Origin of the sequence: Streptomyces kronopolitis, assembly GCF_014646275.1 — a bacterium.
GTDB classification, from domain to species: Bacteria; Actinomycetota; Actinomycetes; order Streptomycetales; family Streptomycetaceae; genus Streptomyces; species Streptomyces kronopolitis.
The window spans coordinates 56,617-78,250 of the sequence record NZ_BMND01000021.1; the positions used below are offsets into that span (position 1 = coordinate 56,617).

22 protein-coding genes are annotated in these 21,634 nt (G+C 73.1%); 14 read left to right on the top strand and 8 right to left on the bottom strand.

Translation table 11 applies throughout. The features are described 5' to 3' along the window. Positions 1-21: 21 nt before the first annotated feature. Positions 22-375 (bottom strand): putative quinol monooxygenase, encoded by a 354-nt coding sequence (locus IEY78_RS21865; RefSeq protein ID WP_189100830.1) that lies wholly within the window; start codon positions 373-375, stop codon positions 22-24. Between the two features lie 253 nt (positions 376-628). Here IEY78_RS21865 and fabG point away from each other — a divergent pair, with 253 nt between their 5' ends. The 5 genes from fabG to IEY78_RS21890 all read left to right on the top strand — a co-directional run bounded on the left by fabG (position 629) and on the right by IEY78_RS21890 (position 4,894). Continuing rightward, positions 629-1,390 (top strand): 3-oxoacyl-ACP reductase FabG, encoded by a 762-nt coding sequence (gene fabG, locus IEY78_RS21870; protein ID WP_189100831.1) that lies wholly within the window; start codon positions 629-631, stop codon positions 1,388-1,390. Between the two features lie 29 nt (positions 1,391-1,419). After that, positions 1,420-2,190 carry an SDR family oxidoreductase gene (locus IEY78_RS21875; protein ID WP_189100833.1) on the top strand — a complete coding sequence of 257 codons (771 nt, stop codon included), beginning with the start codon at positions 1,420-1,422 and terminating at the stop codon, positions 2,188-2,190. A 303-nt stretch (positions 2,191-2,493) separates the two neighbouring features. Continuing rightward, positions 2,494-3,162 carry a uracil-DNA glycosylase gene (locus IEY78_RS21880; RefSeq protein WP_189100835.1) on the top strand — a complete coding sequence of 223 codons (669 nt, stop codon included), beginning with the start codon at positions 2,494-2,496 and terminating at the stop codon, positions 3,160-3,162. Positions 3,163-3,331: 169 nt separating this feature from the next. Further along, on the top strand, positions 3,332-3,871 hold the full coding sequence (locus tag IEY78_RS21885) for a hypothetical protein (RefSeq protein WP_189100837.1): 540 nt from the start codon (positions 3,332-3,334) through the stop codon (positions 3,869-3,871). Positions 3,872-3,985: 114 nt separating this feature from the next. Then, positions 3,986-4,894 (top strand): Gfo/Idh/MocA family protein, encoded by a 909-nt coding sequence (locus IEY78_RS21890; protein ID WP_189100839.1) that lies wholly within the window; start codon positions 3,986-3,988, stop codon positions 4,892-4,894. Here the strand turns inward: IEY78_RS21890 and lnt are convergent. The 3 genes from lnt to IEY78_RS21905 form a co-directional block, all read right to left on the bottom strand. Then, the gene (lnt, locus tag IEY78_RS21895; protein WP_189100841.1) at positions 4,863-6,437 is read right to left on the bottom strand and encodes an apolipoprotein N-acyltransferase; all 1,575 of its coding nucleotides are present in this window, start codon (positions 6,435-6,437) and stop codon (positions 4,863-4,865) included. The genes IEY78_RS21890 and lnt overlap by 32 nt on opposite strands. 118 nt (positions 6,438-6,555) lie before the next feature. After that, positions 6,556-7,041: a nuclear transport factor 2 family protein gene (locus IEY78_RS21900; RefSeq protein WP_189100843.1), complete on the bottom strand. Its 486-nt coding sequence runs from the start codon at positions 7,039-7,041 to the stop codon at positions 6,556-6,558. A 75-nt stretch (positions 7,042-7,116) separates the two neighbouring features. Beyond that, complete coding sequence (locus IEY78_RS21905; RefSeq protein WP_189100845.1) at positions 7,117-9,066, bottom strand: ABC transporter ATP-binding protein; 1,950 nt, start codon at positions 9,064-9,066, stop codon at positions 7,117-7,119. A 200-nt stretch (positions 9,067-9,266) separates the two neighbouring features. Between IEY78_RS21905 and IEY78_RS21910 the strand changes: the two genes are divergently transcribed. Next, positions 9,267-9,773, top strand: a complete 507-nt coding sequence (locus IEY78_RS21910) for a DinB family protein (protein WP_189100847.1) — start codon at positions 9,267-9,269, stop codon at positions 9,771-9,773. 9 nt (positions 9,774-9,782) lie between these two features. On the opposite strand, the gene IEY78_RS21915 is transcribed toward IEY78_RS21910, so the two are convergent. Beyond that, the gene (locus tag IEY78_RS21915) at positions 9,783-11,225 is read right to left on the bottom strand and encodes a GAF domain-containing protein (protein ID WP_189100849.1); all 1,443 of its coding nucleotides are present in this window, start codon (positions 11,223-11,225) and stop codon (positions 9,783-9,785) included. 644 nt (positions 11,226-11,869) lie between these two features. Between IEY78_RS21915 and IEY78_RS21920 the strand changes: the two genes are divergently transcribed. Next, positions 11,870-12,256 (top strand): STAS domain-containing protein, encoded by a 387-nt coding sequence (locus IEY78_RS21920; RefSeq protein WP_189100851.1) that lies wholly within the window; start codon positions 11,870-11,872, stop codon positions 12,254-12,256. Between the two features lie 60 nt (positions 12,257-12,316). Here IEY78_RS21920 and IEY78_RS21925 read toward each other — a convergent pair whose 3' ends face one another. Further along, positions 12,317-12,805 (bottom strand): glutathione peroxidase, encoded by a 489-nt coding sequence (locus tag IEY78_RS21925; RefSeq protein ID WP_189100960.1) that lies wholly within the window; start codon positions 12,803-12,805, stop codon positions 12,317-12,319. 1,139 nt (positions 12,806-13,944) lie between these two features. On the opposite strand from IEY78_RS21925, the gene IEY78_RS21930 reads away from it, so the two are divergent. The 7 genes from IEY78_RS21930 (at position 13,945) to IEY78_RS21960 (ending at position 19,230) form a co-directional block, all read left to right on the top strand. After that, a complete protein-coding gene (locus IEY78_RS21930) occupies positions 13,945-15,063 on the top strand; it encodes a SchA/CurD-like domain-containing protein (protein WP_189100852.1) in 1,119 nt (372 codons plus the stop codon). A gap of 65 nt (positions 15,064-15,128) precedes the next feature. Beyond that, a complete protein-coding gene (locus IEY78_RS21935) occupies positions 15,129-15,563 on the top strand; it encodes a cupin domain-containing protein (RefSeq protein WP_093481893.1) in 435 nt (144 codons plus the stop codon). Continuing rightward, on the top strand, positions 15,560-16,825 hold the full coding sequence (locus tag IEY78_RS21940; protein WP_189100854.1) for a beta-ketoacyl-[acyl-carrier-protein] synthase family protein: 1,266 nt from the start codon (positions 15,560-15,562) through the stop codon (positions 16,823-16,825). Before IEY78_RS21935 ends, IEY78_RS21940 begins: the two co-directional genes overlap by 4 nt. Beyond that, positions 16,825-18,075 (top strand): beta-ketoacyl synthase N-terminal-like domain-containing protein, encoded by a 1,251-nt coding sequence (locus tag IEY78_RS21945; RefSeq protein WP_189100962.1) that lies wholly within the window; start codon positions 16,825-16,827, stop codon positions 18,073-18,075. Before IEY78_RS21940 ends, IEY78_RS21945 begins: the two co-directional genes overlap by 1 nt. Before the next feature lie 15 nt (positions 18,076-18,090). Then, positions 18,091-18,372: an acyl carrier protein gene (locus IEY78_RS21950; RefSeq protein WP_189100856.1), complete on the top strand. Its 282-nt coding sequence runs from the start codon at positions 18,091-18,093 to the stop codon at positions 18,370-18,372. Position 18,373: 1 nt separating this feature from the next. Further along, positions 18,374-18,847, top strand: a complete 474-nt coding sequence (locus tag IEY78_RS21955) for an SRPBCC family protein (protein ID WP_189100858.1) — start codon at positions 18,374-18,376, stop codon at positions 18,845-18,847. Between the two features lie 56 nt (positions 18,848-18,903). Continuing rightward, entirely contained in the window at positions 18,904-19,230 is a 327-nt protein-coding gene (locus IEY78_RS21960; protein WP_189100860.1) for a TcmI family type II polyketide cyclase, read from the top strand. 113 nt (positions 19,231-19,343) lie between these two features. Here the strand turns inward: IEY78_RS21960 and IEY78_RS21965 are convergent, their stop codons facing one another. Then, positions 19,344-20,372: a methyltransferase gene (locus tag IEY78_RS21965; RefSeq protein WP_189100862.1), complete on the bottom strand. Its 1,029-nt coding sequence runs from the start codon at positions 20,370-20,372 to the stop codon at positions 19,344-19,346. Between the two features lie 7 nt (positions 20,373-20,379). Next, complete coding sequence (locus IEY78_RS21970; RefSeq protein WP_229700109.1) at positions 20,380-21,489, bottom strand: right-handed parallel beta-helix repeat-containing protein; 1,110 nt, start codon at positions 21,487-21,489, stop codon at positions 20,380-20,382. Positions 21,490-21,634 lie beyond the last annotated feature (145 nt).

The window sequence follows — 21,634 nt, forward strand, 5'->3', positions numbered from 1 at the left end:
GACCGCCCCGGGCGGTGCGGCTCAGCCTTCGGCGTCGTGCGCGGGGAAGTCCGCGAACACGGACGCCTGCGGGTGCGCACGGACCCATTCGCGCAGCTCGGGACCGATGTCCCCGTACAGCTCCGCGTGGACCAGCTCCGCGCACTGCGCCACGCGGGCCAGCAGGTCCGCCGCACGCTCCTGGTGCACCATGGCCGCCGCCGTGTCGGTGTACTCCTCCAGCACCAGGTAACTCCCGGCCCCGGCCGAGAACCAGCGGTAGGTCGGGGTGCCGGGCTCCTCCTGCGCCTGGTCGCGCAGGGCCACGGCCAATTCCTCGAATTCGGCGTGTCGTTGGTCTCGGACATCGAAGCGCGCGCGGACGAAAATGCTCATGCGCACACTCCAGCAGACCGCCCGGCCGCGCCCGCAGCCGGGTCCCGCAACCGGGACACGGGGTACGGCCGGCGGTGCGGTGGCGGCTGTGCGGGTTGCCGCGCGGTGCGGTGGCCACGGCGCGGTGGTGGGGCGTTGACAGCGCCCTGCCGGGCTTCTAGCGTCAGCCCTGCTCAGGCTACTAAGCGGTTGCTCACCCAGGGATCGGTGGGGCGGGCCGCTTGTCGAGGTTTCTAGGGTGAGGAGAACCCGCATGTCCACCACCGAGCAGCGCGTCGCCATCGTGACGGGCGCGGCCCGCGGCATCGGCGCGGCCACCGCCGTGCGCCTGGCCGCCGAGGGCCGTGCCGTCGCCGTACTCGACCTCGACGAGGCGGCCTGCAAGGACACCGTCAAGAAGATCACCGAGGCCGGCGGCAAGGCCGTCGCGATCGGCTGCGATGTCTCCGACGCGGAGCAGGTCGAGGCGGCGGTCGCCCGGGTCGCCGCCGAGCTGGGCGCGCCGACGGTCCTCGTCAACAACGCCGGTGTGCTGCGCGACAACCTGCTGTTCAAGATGAGCGAGACCGACTGGGACACGGTCATGAACGTGCATCTGCGCGGCGCGTTCCTGATGTCCCGCGCCTGTCAGAAGCACATGGTGGACGCGAAGTTCGGCCGGATCGTCAACCTCTCCTCCAGCTCGGCGCTCGGCAACCGCGGCCAGGTCAACTACTCGGCGGCGAAGGCCGGCCTCCAGGGCTTCACCAAGACCCTCGCCATCGAGCTCGGCAAGTTCGGGGTCACCGCCAACGCCGTCGCCCCCGGCTTCATCGTCACCGACATGACCGCCGCCACGGCCGAGCGCGTCGGCATGGGCTTCGAGGAGTTCCAGGCCGCGGCCGCCACGCAGATCCCGGTGCAGCGGGTCGGCCGCCCCGAGGACATCGCCAACGCCATCGCCTTCTTCACCGGTGAGGCGGCCGGCTTCGTCTCCGGCCAGGTCATGTACGTCGCCGGCGGCCCGCTCAACTGACCGCCCCACCGACTTCAGGAGTTCTGGACATGACCGAGCAGCACAGCGGCCCGCCCGCGCCGTCCGGCAAGGTGGCGCTGGTCACCGGCGCCAGCCGCGGCATCGGCTACGGCATCGCCGAGGCCCTGGTCGCCCGCGGCGACCGGGTCGTCATCACCGGCCGCAACGAGGACACCCTCAAGGAGGCCGCCGAGAAGCTGGGCGCCGACCGGGTGCTCTGCGTCGCCGGCAAGGCGCACGACGAGTCCCACCAGGCGGTGGCCGTCGAGCGCGCCATGGAGACCTTCGGGCGCGTCGACTACCTCGTCAACAACGCCGGGACCAACCCGGTGTTCGGCCCCATCGCCGACCTCGATCTGGGCGTCGCCCGCAAGGTGTTCGAGACCAATGTCGTCTCGGCGCTCGGCTTCGCCCAGCGCACCTGGCACGCCTGGCAGAAGGACAACGGCGGCGCGATCGTCAACATCGCCTCGATCGCCGGCCTCGCCCCCTCGCCCTTCATCGGGGCGTACGGGATCAGCAAGGCCGCGATGGTGAACCTCACCATCCAGCTCGCCCACGAGTTCGCGCCGGGCGTGCGGGTCAACTCCATCGCGCCCGCGGTGATCAAGACCAAGTTCGCCGCCGCGCTGTACGAGAACCGCGAGGAGGAGGCGGCGGCCGGCTACCCCATGGCGCGGCTGGGCGTCCCGGAGGACATCGGCGGGGCCGCGGCCTTCCTGCTGTCCGACGCCGCCGGCTGGATCACCGGCCAGAACCTGGTCGTCGACGGCGGGCTGTTCCTCAACGCCGGGGTCTGACGGCACCGGGGCGGGGCCGGGGAGGGCATGCCCCGGTCGGTGTGCGCTCTGGGACGCATCCGTGGTGCCGGCCCCGGCGGGGGGCCGGCACCACATGCGTCGGCGGGCCGGCCGGGGGCATGGGACGATGGCGGGCGCGTCTGCCGGCGCGGGGGCGTCCCACGGTGCCGGACCGGGAACGCCCGGCCGCCGGCGGGGGAGCGGTGAGCGGTCCGGGCCGGGGCCCGCGTTGTCAGTGGCCGCCGGTAGGTTCTGTGAGTGAGAACGCACCGCACACCGGAGGTTGTTGACGTGGAGACCGACATGCTGCCCGCATCCTGGCGCGAGGTCCTCGGCGAGGAGTGGGAGAAGCCCTATGTCAAGGAGCTTGCCGACTTCGTCGAGCAGGAGCGGGCGAGCGGCCCGGTCTACCCGCCCCGCGAGCAGGTCTTCGCGGCGCTGGAGGCGACCCCGTTCGACCAGGTGAAGGTGCTCATCCTGGGCCAGGACCCCTACCACGGCGCGGGCCAGGGCCACGGTCTGTGCTTCTCGGTGCAGCCCGGCGTCAAGACCCCGCCGTCGCTGCGGAACATCTACAAGGAGATGCGGGAGGAGCTGGGCCACCCGGTCCCGGACAACGGCTATCTGATGCCCTGGGCCCAGCAGGGCGTGCTGCTGCTGAACGCCGTCCTCACGGTCCGCGAGGGCGAGGCGAACTCCCACAAGGGCAAGGGCTGGGAGAAGATCACCGACGCGGTCATCCGCGCCGTGGCCGCCCGGCCCGATCCCGCGGTCTTCGTGCTGTGGGGCAACTACGCCAAGAAGAAGCTGCCGCTGATCGACGAGGAGCGGCATGCCGTGGTGCAGGGCGCGCACCCCTCCCCGCTGTCGGCGAAGAAGTTCTTCGGCTCCCGCCCCTTCACCCAGATCAACGCGGCCGTCGCCGCCCAGGGCCATGCCCCGATCGACTGGCGGATCCCCGACCTGGGCTGAGCCACCGCCGCCCGGCCGGGGCCGAGGCACCGGCACCGGCCGTCGGGCGGCGCCCGCCGCCCCGGCCCGCCGCCCGGGCGCGTCGCGCACACCGCGCGCGGGTCGCGCCCGGCGGTTAGCGTCGAGGCAACGACATGGCGGTGGTGAACCGATCCGGGAGTGCGCGGTGATGGAGAAGCGGCGGGAGGCGACGTCCGAGGACGGGGTGCTGACCCGGATCGGCCAGGCGATCATGCTGCACCGCGCCGGCGATCGGGAAGAGGCACGCAACCGCCTCACGGCCCTGTGGCACGAGATCGGGCCGCAGGGGGACGCCTTCCACCGCTGCACCCTCGCCCACTACATGGCCGACACCCAGGACGACCCCCGGGACGAACTCGACTGGGACCTCCGGGCCCTGGAGGCCGCCGAGGGCTTCGTCACCGAACGGCCCGGCTGCACCGCCGCCGCGTCCGCCGAGCCGAGGATCGCCGACGGCCCCGGGCCCCGCCACCCCCTCGTCGCGCTCCGGGCGTTCTTCCCCTCGCTCCATCTCAACATCGCCGCCGACTACGCCGCTCTGGACCGTCCGGCCGATGCCCGCGCCCAGCTGCGGCGGGCCAGGGCGTCGGTCAACGCCCTCGCCGACGGCGAGTACCGCCAGGGCCTCCGGGACGCCATCGACCGGCTCCAGCTGCGGATCGACCGCGCGGCCGGCCACCCGCGGTAGGCCCGATCGGGCACCGCGTGACCTCCACGGGAGCGCCGCCCGGTGGCCGAAGACCGGCACGTATGCTTCCGGCACGCCAGGCACCAGCAACGCGGCACAACCCAGGGAGCACGAGTGAAGGTCGGCTGCATCGGACTCGGCGACATCGCCCAGAAGGCGTACCTCCCCGTCCTGGGCACACAACCGGGCCTCCAACTGCATCTGTACACCCGCACCCCGGCCACCCTCCAACGCGTCGGCGATACCCTCCGGCTGCCTCCCGCGCAGCTCCACACCGACCTCGACGCACTGCTCGCCACCGGCCTGGACGCGGCCTTCGTGCACGCCGCCACCGCCGCGCACCCCGAGCTGGTGACCCGGTTGCTCGAAGCCGGCGTGCCGACCTATGTCGACAAGCCGCTCGCCTACGAGTTCGCCGACTCCCAGCGCCTCGTCGCGCTCGCCGAGGACCGCGGCGTGGGCCTGACCGTCGGCTTCAACCGCCGCTTCGCGCCCGCCTACGCCCAGTGCCGCGAGCACGCCCGCGATCTGATCCTGATGCAGAAGAACCGCATCGGCCTGCCCGAGGACCCGCGCACGCTGGTGCTGGACGACTTCATCCATGTCGTCGACACCCTGCGGTTCCTCGTCCCCGGCGAGGTCGACCACATCGATGTGCGCACCCGGATCCGGGACGGGCTGATGCAGCACGTGGTGCTCCAGCTGTCCGGCGACGGCTTCACCGCCGTGGGCACCATGAACCGCCTCAGCGGCTCGGCCGAGGAAGTCCTCGACGTCTCCGGACAGGACACCCGGCGGCAGGTCGTCAACCTCTCCGAGGTCATCGACCACAAGGGGCAGCCGAGCATCCGGCGCCGCGGCGACTGGGTGCCGGTGGCCCGCCAGCGCGGCATCGAGCAGATCGTCCTGGCGTTCCTGGACGAGGTGCGGGCCGGCCGGCAGCCGTCCGCCCGGGACGCGCTGCGCACCCACGAACTGTGCGAACGGGTGATCACCGACGCCCTGACGCAGGCCGCCTGCTGAGCGCCCGCAGCCCCGCGTACCCGCCGGCGAGCAGCAGCGCGCCGATCGCCCCGTAGACGGCCCAGTCACCGAACCGGGTGTACGGGCTGGTGCCCTCGGCCAGCGGCAGGTCGTAGACGGCCGCCGCGCTGCGGTCGGTGCCCAGCCGCTCGCCGATCTGCTCGCCGCGCGGGCCGTACGCCGCGCTGATGCCGGTGAGCGTGGCGTGCACCATCGGCCGCCAGGTCTCCGCGGCGCGCAGCGCGGCCAGCGAGGCGTGCTGCGCGGGCGCCCAGCTGTCCTGGAAGGTCGAGGTCGAGGACTGTGCGACCAGCACCCGCGCACCGTCGCGCGCCAGATGCCGGCTCATGTCGGGGAACGCGGTCTCGAAGCACACCAGCGGCCCGACGCGCAGCCCGCCCGCGGTGGCGACCGGCATCACGACCTGACGGGCGCCCCGCAGCCGGTCGGTGGTGGCCGCCTTGCCCACGTGGGTCGCCCAGCCCAGCACGGACCGGAAGGGTATGTACTCGCCGAAGGGCACCAGCCGCATCTTGGCGTAGCGCTCCCCGGTCGGCCCGTGCGGGCCGATCATGACGGCGCTCTTGTAGATCCCGGCCCGCCCGGCGCGCGGCGAGTCGGCGTTGACCAGCAGGTCCGCCCCGGTCTCCCGGGAGAGGGCGGCGAGGCGGGCGGCGAGCGCCGGACGGTCCGCCGGGTCCTGGTAGAGGCTGCTCTCGCCCCAGACGACCAGGCGCACCCCGCGGCCCGCCAGCGACCGGGTGAGCGCCTCGCTGCGGGCCAGCCGCGCCGAGGGGGTGCCCGTCGGGCCGGGCTGGACGACCGCGAACCGCACCGTGCCCGCAGGGCGGGGGACGGGCGCCCGGAACCATGCCGCGGTGATCGCTAGCGCGCACACCAGCAGCCCCGAGACGGCGGGCCGCCAGGCCGCGGGGCGGGCCAGCAGCTCCGCCACCGCGGTGTTCACCGCCACGATCAGCAGACTCAGCAGCCACACCCCGCCGATCGACGCCAGCCGCAGCGCGGGCGGCACCTGCCACTGGCCGGCGCCCAGCAGCCCCCAGGGGCCGCCCAAGTACTCCCAGGAGCGGACCAGTTCGACCATCAGCCAGCCCGACGGCACCAGCACCAGCGCGGCGGCGAACCGCCCGCCCGTCGCCCGCCGCCCCGCGCCGCCCGCCGCCTCCCGCGGGCCGGGGGACGCCTCGCCCAGCAGCGCACGCACCAGCAGCCCCCACGGCGCCCACAGCGCCCCCAGCAGCAGGGCGAGCACCAGGATGAAGACGTGCAGGCTCGGCAGCAGCCAGTGGTGGACGGCGAGCATGAACCCGGCGCCGCCCAGCCAGCCGTCCAGCGCCGCCCGCTGGTAGCTCGGCGCCGACCGGACCAGCAGCAGCCAGGGGACCAGGGCGACATACGACAGCCACCACCACGACGGCGCGGGAAACGTGAGGGCCGGTACCGCGCCGGCCAGGGCGGCGGCCGGCCCCCGCGTCCAGGGGGAGCCGAGCCACCGCGCCCGGTGGCCGAACGGTGTGCCCATGCCGCCTCCCTCGTCCCGGTGTCCGGCTCTCGGACGGCCAGTGTGCGCGGGTCGGCGGATCAAGGAAAGGGGGTGTCGCCGCAACGGCCGATTGCGGGCCGGCAGGGGCCGGGGGCGGTCAGTCGCCGGGCAGCTCCGCCCGGCGCCACTTCTCGTGGACCACGACCCCGGTCAGCCGCCAGCCGTCGGGGGTGCGGCGGGCGGCGAAGTCGTAGCGCCCGCCGCAGGTGTAATTGGGGGAGACTGCCTCCTCGTCGTCGGTCTCCGAGACAGGACCGGCGACCCGCATCGGGTTGAGGTAGTCGGCCCGGACCGTGGCGGTGTCGGCGGGTGTGCCGTCCGGCCGGGCGAGGCCGACCCGGCGGTTGACGATCAGATGCTGGCGCATCGCGAACTGCCCCAGCATCTGGGCGAGCCAGGCCGCGATGTCCTCGGCGCCGCCCTCGATGCCGCCCGCCGAGCGGTAGTCGGCCCGCCCGTCCGGGGTGAACAGGGCCAGATAGCCGGGCCAGTCCCCGTCGTCCACCGCACGGGCGTAGCCGGTGATCAGATCGTCGAGGGCCAGCCGGTCCATGATCGTGGAGTGTTCCGCGCGCTGCGTCATCGCCACAGTTTTCGGCATGGCGCGGGCCCCCGCCAAGAGGCAGGGGCCCAGGGCGTGTCCGCTACCGGCGGGGCGTCAGTTCGCCAGCGCCGCCAGCGGATCCTGCCCCGCGTCCGGGCGGCCGGCTTCCTCCCCGGTGGCAGGCCCGGCCTCCGGGTGCTCCGGCGCGTCGGTGAACTGGGTCCGGTACAGCTCCGCGTACCGCCCGCCGTCCGCCAGCAGCGCCTCGTGCGTACCGCGCTCGACGATCCGCCCGTCCTCGACGACGAGGATCACGTCCGCGGCCCGTACGGTCGACAGCCGGTGCGCGATGACCAGGGCGGTGCGGCCCTCCAGCGCCTCGGTGAGCGCCTCCTGGACGGCCGCCTCGGAGGTGTTGTCCAGATGGGCGGTCGCCTCGTCGAGGATCACCACCCGGGGGTGGGCGAGCAGCAGCCGGGCGATGGTCAGCCGCTGCCGTTCGCCGCCGGAGAGCCGGTAGCCGCGCTCGCCGACGACGGTGTCCAGGCCGTCGGGCAGCCGGTCGATCAGCTCCGCCAGCCGGGCCCGGCGCAGCGCGTCCCACAGCTCGGCCTCCGCCGCCTCCGGCCGGGCCAGCAGCAGGTTCTCGCGGATCGAGTCATGGAAGAGATGCCCGTCCTGGGTGACCATGCCCAGGACCTCGCGCAGCGAGGCGGCCGTCAGATCGCGCACGTCCACCCCGGCCAGCCGGACCGCCCCGGAGTCGGCGTCGTACAGCCGCGGCAGCAGCTGCGCCACGGTGGACTTGCCGGCCCCCGAGGAGCCGACCAGGGCGACCATCTGGCCCGGCTCGGCGCGGAAGGAGATGCCATGCAGGACCTCCTCGCCGCCGCGGGTGTCGAGGGCGGCGACCTCCTCCAGGGAGGCCAGCGAGACCTTGTCGGCCGCGGGGTAGCCGAAGCGGACGGAGTCGAACTCCACCGACACCGGCCCCTCGGGCACCGCGCGGGCGTCCGGCTTCTCGGTGATCAGCGGTTCGAGGTCGAGCACCTCGAAGACCCGCTCGAAGCTGACCAGCGCGCTCATCACCTCGATATGGGCGCCGGACAGCGCGGTCAGCGGGGCGTAGAGCCGGGTCAGCAGCAGGGCGAGCGAGACGATCGCGCCGGGCTCCAGCCGTCCGTGCAGGGCCAGGAAGCCGCCCAGTCCGTAGACGACGGCCAGCGCCAGGGCGGAGACCAGGGTGAGCGCGGTGACGAAGTACGTCTGGACCATCGCCGAGCGGACCCCGATGTCGCGCACCCGGCGGGCCCGGGTGGCGAATTCGGCCGACTCGCGGGCGGGCCGTCCCATCAGCTTGACGAGGGTGGCGCCGGGCGCGGAGAACCGCTCGGTCATCTGGGTGCCCATCGCCGCGTTGTGGTCGGCGCCCTCCCGGCGCAGGTCCGCCAGCCGGCGGCCGACGCGGCGGGCGGGCAGTACGAACACCGGCAGCAGCACCAGCGCGATCAGGGTGATCTGCCAGGACAGCCCGAGCATCACCACGAGGGTGAGCAGCAGCGTCACGATGTTGCTGACGACGCCGGACAGGGTGTCGCTGAACGCCCGCTGGGCGCCGATCACATCGTTGTTCAGCCGGCTGACCAGCGCGCCGGTGCGGGTGCGGGTGAAGAACGCGAGGGGCATCCGCTGGACGTGGTCGTACACCGTCGTCCGCAGATCGAGGATCAGCCCCTCCCCGATGCCCGCCGACAGCCAGCGGGTCAGCAGCCCCAGCCCCGCCTCCGCGACCGCGATGACGGCGATCAGCCCGGACAGGCCGACGACCACGTCCGGCGGATCGCCGCTCACGATCGCGTCCACCACCCGGCCCGCGAGCAGCGGGGTGGCCACCGCGAGCAGCGCGGTCAGCGAGCTGAGGACGAGGAACCACAGCAGCCGGCGGCGGTGCGGGCGGGCGAACGCCGTGATGCGGCGCAGGGTGGCGCGGGAGAAGCGGCGCCGCCCCTGCTGGGCGGTCATCGTGCTGTGCAGCGCATGCCAGGCGGTGACTTCCATGTCCATTCGTGGCCTCCGAGCCGTCGGGTCGTCACGGGATCGCCGTGCGTGACCGGCGACATGAGAAACCTAGAACCTCAAGCAATGTTGAGGTCAACCGAATCCGGCACGCTCACCCGCACGGGCCGCCACCCGGCCCCGTCGGGTTCCGGCCATGATCAGCGTTCGCCGGACAGTCGGCCCCACCGCCGGGCTACGTTTCCCCGGTGACGCAGACCAGCCCGCACCGTGACACCGCACCGCCGACCACCGACGCCGAGGAGCGGCCGACGCTGCTCGCGTTCCTGGACTACCTGCGGGAAGCGGTGATCGCGAAGGCGCGGGGGCTGACGGAGCAGCAGGCGCGCACTCCCGGGGTGCCTTCGGGCACCAGCATCCTCGGCCTCGTCAAGCACCTGACCGCGGCGGAGCGGTACTGGTTCGTCCGGTCCTTCGCGGGCGAGGACATCGGGCCGGTGGACCTCGGCATGGAACTCGGCGGCGACGACAGCGCCGATGACCTGATCGCCGCCTACCGTGCCGCCGTCGCCCGGTCCAACGCGCTCGTCGAGGCCTGCGACGACCTGCGCCGGCCGTGCGCCCGCCCGGCCGGCGCGGCGAACGTGGTGCGCTCGCTGCGCTGGGTGCTGGTGCACATGATCGAGGAGACCGCCCGGCACGCGGGCCACGCCGACATCCTCCGCGAGCAGGCCGCCGGCGCCGTCGGCAGATGACCCGCCGGCTCAGATCGGGCGTTCCCAGACCGTGGGCTCCTCGGCGCCGACGCCGCTGACCGTCAGCCGTACCGCGGACCGTCCGTCGGGGAGCGTGGCCAGGGCGTCCACGACGACCGTGACGCGGACCGGGCCGGCCGGCCGGGACGCCGACGCCCCGGCCAGCGCCTTGGCCAGCGTCGCCACCAGCTCCTGGCCGCCCTCCTCGTCGAGGCGGGCCTCGATCGGGCCCACGAACCGCACCGACGGCCGGCCGCCGAGCGCGGCGGTGGCGGCGTCGGCCTCCCGCAGCACGCGGGTGCGCAGCCCGGGCGCCGCGGCCGGCCCCTGCTGGAGCGCGATGATCGCCGACCTGATCTCCTGGATCGTCGCGTCCAGCTCGTCGACCGCCCGGCCGACCCCGTCCGCCACCTCCGGCAGCTGGGCCTTGCGCCGGGCGGTCTCCAGCAGCATCCCGGTGGCGAACAGCCGCTGGATGACCAGATCGTGCAGGTCGCGGGCGATGCGGTCGCGGTCCTCGAAGACGGCGAGCCGCTCACGGTCGCGGTGCCGGTCGGCGAGCACGAGGGCCACCGCGGCCTGCGAGGCGAACTGGGTCCCCAGGGTCCGCTCGGTATGGGTGAAGCGGCTCTCGCCGGGCTTGCGGCACAGCGCGAGGGCACCGAGCACCCGCCCGTTGCTGCGCAGCGGCACCAGCATCATCGGGCCGTAGTGGCGCGAGATCGGGGAGATCGAGCGGGGGTCGCCGGCGAAGTCGTCGGAGAACACCGCGAGGCCGGCGCGCACCTGGTGGACGACCGGGCTCTGCGCCGGGATCCGGGCGTGGTGGGCCTCCTCCCGTACCTCGTCGGGCAGCACCGTCGAGATCGCCACGATCTCCATGCCGCCCTCGTCGTCCGGCAGCAGCACCGCCCCGGTCGCCGCCTCGGCCAGCTCCCGGCCCCGCTCGGCGACGACGGTCAGCGCGTGGCTGGTGGTCGAGCCGGTCTCGGGTCCGGCCAGCAGCGCCGTGGTCACGGAGGCGGCCCCGTCGATCCAGCGCCTGCGCTGCCGGGCGGCCGCGTGCATCCGGGCATTGCTCATGGCGATACCGGCCTCGGTGGCCAGCACCCGCACCAGGTGGAGATCCGCGTCCCCGAAGCGGCCGCCGCCGATCTTCCCCGCCACGCACAGCGTGCCGAACAGCTCCCCCTGTACCTGTATGGGCACCTCCAGCAGGGCTTCGCCGGGCTGCCCGACCCCGGGGGAGGCGCCGTGGGTGATCAGCTCGCCGGGGCCGTCGCCGTCCTCGTCGAAGGTGCTGACCTCGGCGCGGCGCGCGCCGGTCAGCGCGGCGGCGGTCTCCGCGAGGCGATCCAGCGCAGGGCGCAGATCGTGATCGGAACCGACTGTGACCAGCGCTTCCAGCAGCTGCGGGAGACGGGAGATCGGCCCGCCCGCCAGCGCGCGCAAGCTCCGCGCGGTGCGGTCGGGGCAATCTCTCGCGGGGTCCGACGGCTTCAGGGCACACCTCTCACTTTCCGGCCGTTCCGACAGTCTAATTCGGCCGAAAGTGTGTTATTCGTACCAGACGGATGAAGTCTCCGGTTAGCCGGGGAGACCATCCCACCTGCGGCGCACCGGTCGGGGCCGGCGATCCGGTCGCTCCGGGGCCGCGCACAAAGGCCTGATCCCTCCCGTCCGGACCTCCCGGAACGGGCCGGCGGTGCGGCCGGCCGACCGGGCCACCGGGCAGGCCACCGGGGGCGGCGGGGCGCGAGCGGTGGCCGGAGACCGCCCCTCGGCGCCCCTTCTCGGCCACACCTGCCATGGGCGACTTTGAGACAACCTGGAGATGGGGCCCGTGCCGGGACTTGAGGCCCCCGGGCTGCGGGTAAGCCGTAGTCAACTACCGGGCACAGCTGCACAAACGCACGGGCACAGCCGACAAGCCACCACACCACCGACGACCCGGAAACGGGCCGAACCCGCCCGGATCGCGCCGGGCGCCCCCCACACGTTCCGAACATCTCCGCCGCAGACGCGTGGCCGTATCCCGCGCCTCGGCATGAAAGTGGGCCGGGCCGATGGATGAAGGTCAGTTCTACCCGAGACTCGTGGGACCCAGCCGCGCGGCGGGCGGCACCACCCTTCTCGAAATCCGCGGTGAGCTGGACATCCTCGCCGTGTCGGTGCTGTCCGACCGGCTCGACGACATCACCGGCGCCCAGGGCGTCGACCTCGTGCTGGACGTGCGCGCGGTGACGTTCATCGACTGCGCCGGGCTCTCCCTGCTCAGCCGCGCCCGCCAGCGCACCCGGCAGCGGGGCGGCAGGCTGCGGCTGACCGGGGCCGGCGGGGACGGGAGCGTGGCGCGGCTGCTGCGCATGACCGGCCTGGAGGGCAGCTTCGACCTCGTCCCCGACGACGCCGCGGCGGACAGCCTCGCCGGGACCGCCGGGCCGGCCGGCGTCACGGACGGTGCCGGCACCGCCGTCGCCTGACGCCGCCCGCGCGGCTGTCCGCCCCGGCCCCGCCCCGCCCCCAGCGGTCCGGGCCCCGGCTCAGGCCGGAAGGGCCGCCTCGATGACGCCGACCAGCTCCTCGGCCTCCGGCTCGGTGCGCGGCCGGAAGCGGCCCGCGATCTCGCCCTCGGGGCCGATCAGGAACTTCTCGAAGTTCCACTGGACGTCACCGGCCGTGCCCTCGGCGTCCTCGGCGGCGGTCAGCGCCGCGTACAGCGGATGCCGGTCCGCGCCGTTGACATCGGTCTTCTCGAACAGCGGGAAACTCACGCCGTACGTCGCCGAGCAGAACGTGGCGATCTCCTCCGCGCTGCCCGGCTCCTGGCCCGCGAACTGGTTGCTGGGGAAGCCCAGCACGGTGAAGCCGCGGTCGCCGTAGCGCTGCTGGAGCCGCTCCAGGCCGGTGTACTGCGGGGTCAGCCCGCACTTGGAGGCCACATTGACCACCAGCAGGGCCTTGCCCCGGTAGTCGGCGAGGGAGGCGGGCTCACCGGTCAGGGTGCGCAGCGGGATGTCGTACAGGCTCACGGTCATGCTCCTCGTTACGGGTCCGCGGAAAGGGACGTCCATCATCGGTCCCAACAGCGGCGCCCGTCCTGATCTTCCCCGGATCGTCGGTCGGCCAGGATACGGCCGGCCGGAGCCGGCCCGCGCGCCACTCCCTGAGCAGCTGGTCGAAGATCGGTGTCTCGCCCTCGGTCGGGCGGCGGGCCTGCGGGGCGGGGGGCGGCAGCGCCGGCGGCTGGTGGGGGAGGGAGAGGCGCTGGAAGGGGTGCGTGACGGGTTTCTTGGCGTCCATGTCCGGACTCAACCGGAATTCGGTCGCCGAGTTGCGGGACATGGCCGGGACGGCTCTGAGAAGCCCCTGCGGTGGTGACGGGCAGAAGATACGTTCGCGCGGCGTGGCAGCCGGGGGAGCGCCCCCGCCGGTTCGCGCCTCGTCGACGGGCGCGCACGCCGCCGGGTCCGGCCGCCGCGTTCCCCGCAGGCGGGGGCCGGGCCGGAGCCGGCCGCGTCGCCCGTGTGGCGGACCCGGCCCGGGCGCGGGTGACTCCGCGTCACGTCCCGCGGCATGTCGCGGCCCTCGTCGACCGCCTTAACGGCCCCTCCCCGTAAGCCTTTTGACGGCCCGAGACGCCCGGCGCCCCGCCCGCCGGTGCGGTCCGCCCGGGGCGCGCTCCGCCGCGGCGTCGGCACCGGGACGACGCGGCCCCCGCGGACCCGCTGTTCGGTACCTGGCGCCCCGAGGTGTCCCCCGTGCGGACGCGGTCGCCCTCACCCGCGCGAGCGCCGGGCGCGGCGCGCTTCCCGGCGCGCGGGGGCCGGGCCCCGTGACGTCCGGCGGGGCCCCGGAGAGCGGGCCGACCAGCGGTTCCGGTGCCCGCGGACCGGGATCCGGCTCCCGGCGGCGGGGCGCCCCGCCCGCTCCAGCGGCTGGGACGGGTACGGCAGATGGCGCACGGACGCCCGGGCGTGTCGCTGTTCGATCACCGTTCACCTGCATGGCTCACAGATCTCGCGCCGCCCGTGGGTCCCGGCCACGATCGAATCCGGGACGCCCCCGGACACCGGGCCGACCGTCCCACCATCCGGCTCAGTCACCGGATCGCACCGGAACTGACGACGCACCACTGGGGCCACCGGGCCCCGAAGGAGATGCGTAGACGATGACCACGCTGTCGGAACGAATATCCCAGTCAGCCTTCGATGGCTCGCGGCTTCGGGTCGTGCTGCTCCTGGACCTCCACGACGGAGCCCAGCAGCGCTTCATGGAAGCCTATGAGCACCTGCGCAACCAGGTCGCGTCCGTTCCCGGGCACATCAACGACCAGCTGTGCCAGTCGATCGAGAACCCCTCGCAGTGGCTCATCACCAGCGAGTGGGAGAGTGCACCGCCCTTCCTCGCCTGGGTCAACAGCGAGGAGCACGTCAAGATGGTCCAGCCGCTGCACAGCTGTGTGCGCGACACCCGGTCGCTGCGCTTCAGCGTCCTGCGCGAGACCTCGAACATCGCCACCCTGACCCCCGAGCCCCCCAAGGGCCGGCTGCAGGCCGCTCCCCGCGTCGGCGACGGCGTCGTCCGGCACGCGCTGACCTTCACCGTGAAGCCCGGCAGCGAATCGATGGTCGCCGAGATCCTCGCCGGCTACGCCTCCCCGGAGCCCCGGGTCGACGACACCACGCGGCTGCGCCGCACCTCCCTGTTCATGCACGGCAACCGCGTCGTGCGCACCGTGGAGGTCCAGGGCGACCTGGTCGCGGCGCTGCGCCACATCTCCCAGCAGCCCGAGATCCGGGCCGTCGAGGAGGCCGTCAACCCGTACCTGGAGCAGGACCGGGACCTGGCCGACCCGAACTCTGCCCGGGTGTTCTTCACCCGCGCCGCGCTGCCCGCCGTGCACCACGTCGGATCGAGCGGGCAGCAGCCCGACGGCGTCCGCCGGCACGCGCTGTTCTACCCGGCCAAGGAAGGCTGCGGAATGGCCCTGGCCAGGATGCTGGCCCACCAGGACGAGCTGGCCGCGGACGACCCGCAGTCGCCCATCACCGGCAGCACCGTCTTCCAGCGCGACGACGTGGTGGTCCGGCTCATCGATCTGCGGATCCCCCTCGACAGCGACCCCATGCTGTCGCTCGGCGTGCGCGGCCCCCGCAAGACGGCGGTGCTGCGGCGTCTCCTCGACACCGATGTGGCCGGCGGCCTGTCGAACGACCGCGAGGTCGCGCGCTTCCTGGAGCGCTCCGACATGGCCCTCGTCACCGACCGCCGATCGCCGGACGCCTGAGCGCACCCGCCCGCGGCGGGCCCCATCCCATCAACCGTCGGCCTCACGCCCCCGGAGGAACAGCCATGACCACGCACCGCCCACGCATCGTGGACCTCAGCGAGACCCAGCCCAACCGCCGGCGCGGAGGTGATCTGCGCGCCATGCTGACACCCAGCGCGGTGGGCGCCACGAGCGGCTTCATGGGCATGGCCCTCGTCCAGCCCGGCGAGCGCATCGGCGAGCACTACCACCCGTACTCCGAGGAGTTCGTGTACGTCGTCCAGGGCGCGCTCGAAGTCGACCTCGACGGGGAGGCGCACCCGCTGCGTCCCGACCAGGGCCTGCTGATTCCCCCTTACATGCGCCACCGCTTCCGCAATGTGGGGGACGTGGAGGCCCGGATGGTCTTCCACCTCGGTCCGCTCGCCCCGCGCCCCGAGCTCGGGCACGTCGACACCGAGGGCACCGAGGAGAGCACCCCCGCCGCACCGCCCGAACGCACGGAGCCGGTGTCATGACCCGCCGCGTGGCGGTCACCGGCGTCGGTATCGTCGCGCCCGGCGGTGTGGGGGTGCCCGCCTTCTGGGACCTGCTGTCCGCCGGACGCACGGCGACGCGTGGCATCACCCTCTTCGACCCGGAGGGGTTCCGCTCACGCATCGCCGCCGAGTGCGACTTCGATCCCGCGGCCCACGGTCTGAGCAGCGAGCAGGTGGCCCGCTCGGACCGGTACGTCCAGTTCGCGATGGTCGCCGCGCAGGAGGCACTGCGCGACGCCGGGCTGGACGCCGGGGCGGAGGATCCCTGGCGCATCGGGGTGTCCCTGGGCACCGCCGTCGGCGGCACCACGCGCCTGGAACACGACTACGTCGCCGTCAGCGGCCGCGGCGAGCGGTGGGATGTCGACCACCGTCCGGCCGGCCGCCATCTGGAGCGGGCGTTCTCCCCGAGTTCGCTCGCCTCCGCGGTGGCCGAGCAGGTCGGTGCGCACGGGCCGGTGCAGACCGTCTCCACGGGCTGCACCTCCGGCCTCGACGCCATCGGCTACGCCTTCCACTCCATCGAGGAGGGCAAGGCCGATGTGTGCATCGCCGGCGCGTCGGACTCACCGATCTCCCCGATCACGGTCGCCTGCTTCGACGCCATCAAGGCGACCTCCGCCAACAACGACGACCCCGCCCACGCCTCACGGCCGTTCGACGCCAACCGCGACGGCTTCGTGATGGGTGAGGGCGGCGCCGTCCTCGTACTGGAGGAGCTGGAACACGCCCGCGCCCGCGGTGCGCACATCCACTGCGAGATCCGTGGCTATGCCACCTTCGGCAACGCGTACCACATGACCGGCCTGACCCAGGAAGGCCTGGAGATGGCCGAGGCGATCAACCGGTCCCTGGCCCACGCCAGGCTCGACGCCACCCAGGTGGACTACGTCAACGCCCACGGCTCGGGCACCCAGCAGAACGACCGGCACGAGACGGCCGCCGTCAAGCGGTCGCTCGGCGAACACGCCCGCAAGATCCCGATGAGTTCCATCAAATCCATGGTCGGCCACTCACTGGGGGCCATCGGCGCGATCGAGATCGTGGCCTGTGTGCTGGCACTCACGCATCAGGTGGTGCCGCCGACGGCCAACTACGAGACTCCGGACCCGGAGTGCGACCTCGACTACGTGCCCAAGACCGCACGGGAGCTGCCGCTGCGTTCGGTGCTCTCGGTCGGCAGCGGCTTCGGTGGTTTCCAGTCCGCGGTGGTACTGACCCGACAGGGTGGGAGGGCATGATGAGCTCCCCGAAGGAACGTCGCTCCGTCGTCACCGGTATCGGTGTCATCGCCCCCAACGGGGTGAGCACCGAGACCTTCTGGAAGGCGACGGTCGAGGGCATCAGCGTCCTCGACCACGTCACCCGCGAGGGGTGTGAGCACCTTCCGCTCAAGGTCGCGGGCGAGGTCCGCGGCTTCGACCCGGCGGATCTGATCGAGGAGCGCTACCTCGTCCAGACCGACCGGTTCACCCACTTCGCCATGGCGGCGGCCAACCTCGCTCTGGACGACGCCCGGATGGGCCGTGCCGACTACAACGACTCGCCGTTCGCGGTGGGTGTCGTCACGGCCGCGGGCTCGGGCGGCGGCGAGTTCGGCCAGCGGGAGCTGCAACGGCTCTGGGGCCAGGGCTCCCGGTACGTCGGCCCGTACCAGTCCATCGCCTGGTTCTACGCGGCGAGCACCGGCCAGATCTCCATCCGCGGCGGCTTCAAGGGGCCCTGCGGCGTGGTGGCCAGCGACGAGGCCGGCGGCCTGGACGCGCTGGCGCATGCCGCCCGCACCATCCGGCGCGGCACCGACGCCGTCGTCGTGGGCGCCGCGGAGGCACCGCTGGCCCCCTACTCCGTCGTCTGCCAGCTCGGCTACGAGGATCTGAGCCGGCTCGACGATCCGGCCCGCGCCTACCGCCCGTTCACCAGCGGCGCGTGCGGATTCGTGCCCGCCGAGGGCGGCGCGATGCTGATCGTCGAGGAGGAGGCGGCGGCCGTCGACCGCGGGGCGTCCGTCCGGGCCGTCCTGGCCGGGCACGCCGCGACCTTCACCGGGGCCTCCCGCTGGGAGGAGTCCCGGGAGGGGCTGGCGCACGCGATCCGCGGCGCACTGCAGGACGCGCGGTGCGCCCCGGAGGAGATAGACGTGGTGTTCGCCGACGCGCTCGGTGTCCCTGCGGCCGACCGGGCCGAGGCGCTGGCGCTCGCGGACGCCCTGGGACGGCACGCCGCGCGGGTCCCGGTGACGGCACCCAAGACCGGCACCGGCCGGGCGTACTGCGGTGCCCCCGTTCTGGACGCCGCGGCCGCGGTGCTCGCCATGGAGCACGGCGTCGTGCCGCCCACCCCCAACGTCGTCAACGTCTGCCATGACCTGGACGTGGTGACCGGCCGGGCCCGCCCCGGCGAGTTGCGGACGGCGCTGGTGCTGAGCCGGGGACTGATGGGCTCGAACGCGGCGATGGTGCTGCGGCAGGGCTCCCCGTCCCCCTCGTGAGAAGGAGAACACCGCATGAACGCACAACTGACGCTCACCGAGCTGGCCGCGCTGATGAAGTCCGCCGCCGGCCTCACCGTCGACCCGAAGGAGCTGGCGAACCGGCCCGACGCGACCTTCGCCGAGTTCGGCCTCGACTCGCTGGGCCTGCTCGGCATCGTGGGCGAGCTGGAGAACCGGCAGGGCCGGCCGATGCCCACCGACGCGGAGCGCTGCAAGACGCCCCGCGACTTCCTCGCCCTCGTCAACACCGCCCCCGACACCGCCCCCGAATCCGTCCCCACGACAGGAGCCTGACATGTCCGGCCACACCGAGAACGACATCACCATCGCGGCGCCCCTCGACCTCGTCTGGGACCTCACCAACGACATCGAGAACTGGCCGCAACTGTTCAGCGAGTACGCCTCGGTCGAGGTGCTGTCCAGGGAGGGCGACAAGACCACCTTCCGCCTGACGATGCACCCGGACGACAACGGCACCGTCTGGAGCTGGGTCTCGGAGCGGACCGTCGACCGCGAGGGCCGCACGGTGCGCGCCCGCCGCGTGGAGACCGGTCCCTTCGCGCACATGGACATCCACTGGAAGTACGCCGAGATCCCCGGCGGCACCTCGATGCACTGGACCCAGGACTTCGCGATGAAGCCCGACGCCCCGGTCGACGACAAGGGCATGACCGAGATGATCAACCGCAACTCCCGGATCCAGATGGAGCTCATCCGGGACAAGATCGAGCAGCGGGACCGCGAGCTCCGCTCCGTCACCGCCGGCTGACGGCCCGCCAGGACGTGCCCGGACCGCCACCCGGCGGCAAGGAAGGGACCCCTCTGATGCATCACGCTCTGATCGTCGCCCGCATGGCACCCGGCTCCGCCCCGGACATCGCCGAGGTCTTCCAGGCCTCCGACCGTACGGAGCTGCCCCACCTGGTCGGGGTCAAGCGGCGGACCCTCTTCCAGTTCGGTGAGGTGTATCTGCACCTCATCGAATCCGACCGGCCGCCCGGCCCGGAGATCGCCAAGGTGGCGGAGCACCCCGAGTTCCGCGCCGTCAGCGAGCAACTCTCCGCCTACGTCAGCGCCTACGACCCGAAGACCTGGCGCAGTCCCAAGGACGCGCAGGCCCAGCAGTTCTACAGCTGGCAGCGCGAGGGCTGACACGCACGCGGAGCCGGGGCGGCCCCCCGGCTTCCGCGCCGTCCCGGGCAGGGGCAAGGCCGCCCGGCGAGGAGGCTCCTCCTCGCCGGGCGGCCTGCCGTGCCCGCCAGGGGTCATTCGGGGACGGTGCACTCGAAGGCGTGCAGGTACGGGTTGACGACCCGCAGCTCGCCGACCTTCAGGCCGGCGTCCGTCATCCGGCTCACCAGGCTGGCCCTGGTGTGCTTGGCGCCGCCGACGTTGAGGAGCAGCAGCAGGTCCATGGCCGTGGTGAACTTCATCGACGGGCTGTCGTCGACGAGGTTCTCGATGACCACGACGCGGGCGCCGGGGCGGGCGGCCCCGACGACGTTGTGCAGCGTGCGCCGGGTGCTCTCGTCGTCCCACTCCAGGATGTTCTTGATGATGTAGACATCGGCCTGGACCGGGATCTCCTGCCGGCAGTCACCGGGCACGATCCGCACCCGCGAGGCGAGCGCGCCGCCCTCCCGCAGCCGCGGGTCCGGGTTCGCCACGACCGTGGGCAGGTCGAGCAGCGTGCCCTGCATCGAGGGGTACTTCTCCAGCAGGCTGGCGAGGACGTGCCCCTGGCCGCCGCCGATGTCCGCCACCGACGACGCCCCGGTCAGATCGAGCAGCTGGGCGATGTCCTGCGCCGACTGCTTGCTGGAGGTGGTCATCGCCCGGTCGAAGACCTCGGCGGACTCCGGTGCGTCCTGGTGCAGGTACTGGAAGAACCCCTTGCCGTAGAGGCCCTCGAAGACATTGCTGCCGGAGCGCACCGCCTCGTCGAGCCGCGGCCAGGCGTCCCAGGTCCACGGCTCGGTGCACCACAGGGAGATGTAGCGCAGGCTGTGCGGGTTGTCCTCGCGCAGCAGCCGCGACATGTCCGTGTGGACGTACTTGCCGTCGTCGGTCTCCGCGAAGATGCCGTAGCAGGACAGGGTGCGCAGCAGCCGGTCCAGCGGCCGGGCCTCGGCCCGCACCGCGGTGGCCAGCTCTTCGGCGGTGGTGGGCCGCTCGCCGAGCGCGTCGGCGACGCCCAGGCGGGCCGCCGCCCGCACGGCCGCCGCACACGCGGCACCGAAGATCAGCTCACGCAGCTGCATGGCCGGCTGGGGGGTGGGACTTACGGTGGTCATTCCGCCTCTATTCTCCCGTTGACGACGGGTGCACGCGGTGCACCCGGTGCGGCCGTGGGCACAGCCCGGCCGGCTGCGAGGTGCGGCACACGTTCCGCAGGAACCGGTTGTTGCGGCCGGCGCGGTCCCGGTCGGCCAGGTCCAGGGGCTTGTTGCGCAGCACGATGTTGTCGCTGATGACGTTGCGCTCGTTGAGCGACTTCACGAAGCTGGGGAAGAGCACGACGCCGCCGGAGAACGGCGAGGTGCCGCGGTTCTCGCGGATCAGGTTGTGCCGCACCAGCGCCCGCTCGGTGCCGGTGAGCAGGACCCCGACGCCCTGGATGAACGGCAGCCGGCCGTTGGCGGCGCAGCGCCTGTTGTTCCTGATGATGCTGTTGTCCCGCACCGTCAGCGCGCCCGCCCGGGGCCGGGATTCGTCGCCAACGACGAAGATGCCGCCGCAGTTCCCGCCGATGTCGTTGTGGGCGACCGTCAGGTTCCTGATGCGCTGGAGGGTGATGCCGATGCGGTTCCGGAAGAGCCGGTTGCCCACAACCACGGCGCCCCGGTTGTCGGTGGCGCCGCCCTCCCCCTTGGCGATGTTGGAGAGGTAGATGCCGGAGTCGCGGTTCCCGGTGACGGTGTTGTCCCGGATCACCGCGCGGGTGGACCTCTCCTGGCCGATGCCCCACACGCCGTTGTTCCGCGAGGTCACGCCGTGCACGGTCAGCCGGTCGGTGCCGGAGGCCCAGATGCCGGACTTCTTGAAGCCCTGGACGGTCAGCCCCTGGAGGGTGACGTCCCGCAGCCGCCTGCCGCGCCCGCCGAGGACGCAGATGCCGTTGCCGCTGCGCCCGCAGGCGTTGCCGGCCCGCTTGCCGGACGGCCCGATCACCGTGCGGCGGCCCGCGCCGACGAGGCGCAGCCGCGGCTTGGTGATCAGCACGCTCTCCCGGTAGCGGCCGGGCAGGATGAGGACGGTGTCGCCGGGCCGTGCCCGGTTCACCGCCCGCTGAATCGATTCGCCCGGGTGGACGACGTGACGTCCCTGCGGTTCGCTCGGTGCCGCCGCGCCCAGTCCGCCGACCAGCATCGCGGCGACGCAGCTCAGGTATTTCATCTGTCGTAGCGCCATGAGGCGAAGCTATGGGCGATCTTGCTCGCTCGCCACATGTGGTGACCCGTTGATGACGGTGTGTAGGGCGGCCGGTGTGCGACACGCCGTCAGGTCCGGTCAGCGGCCTGGCACCCGACCGCCCATCAGGGCCGGTCAGCGGGGT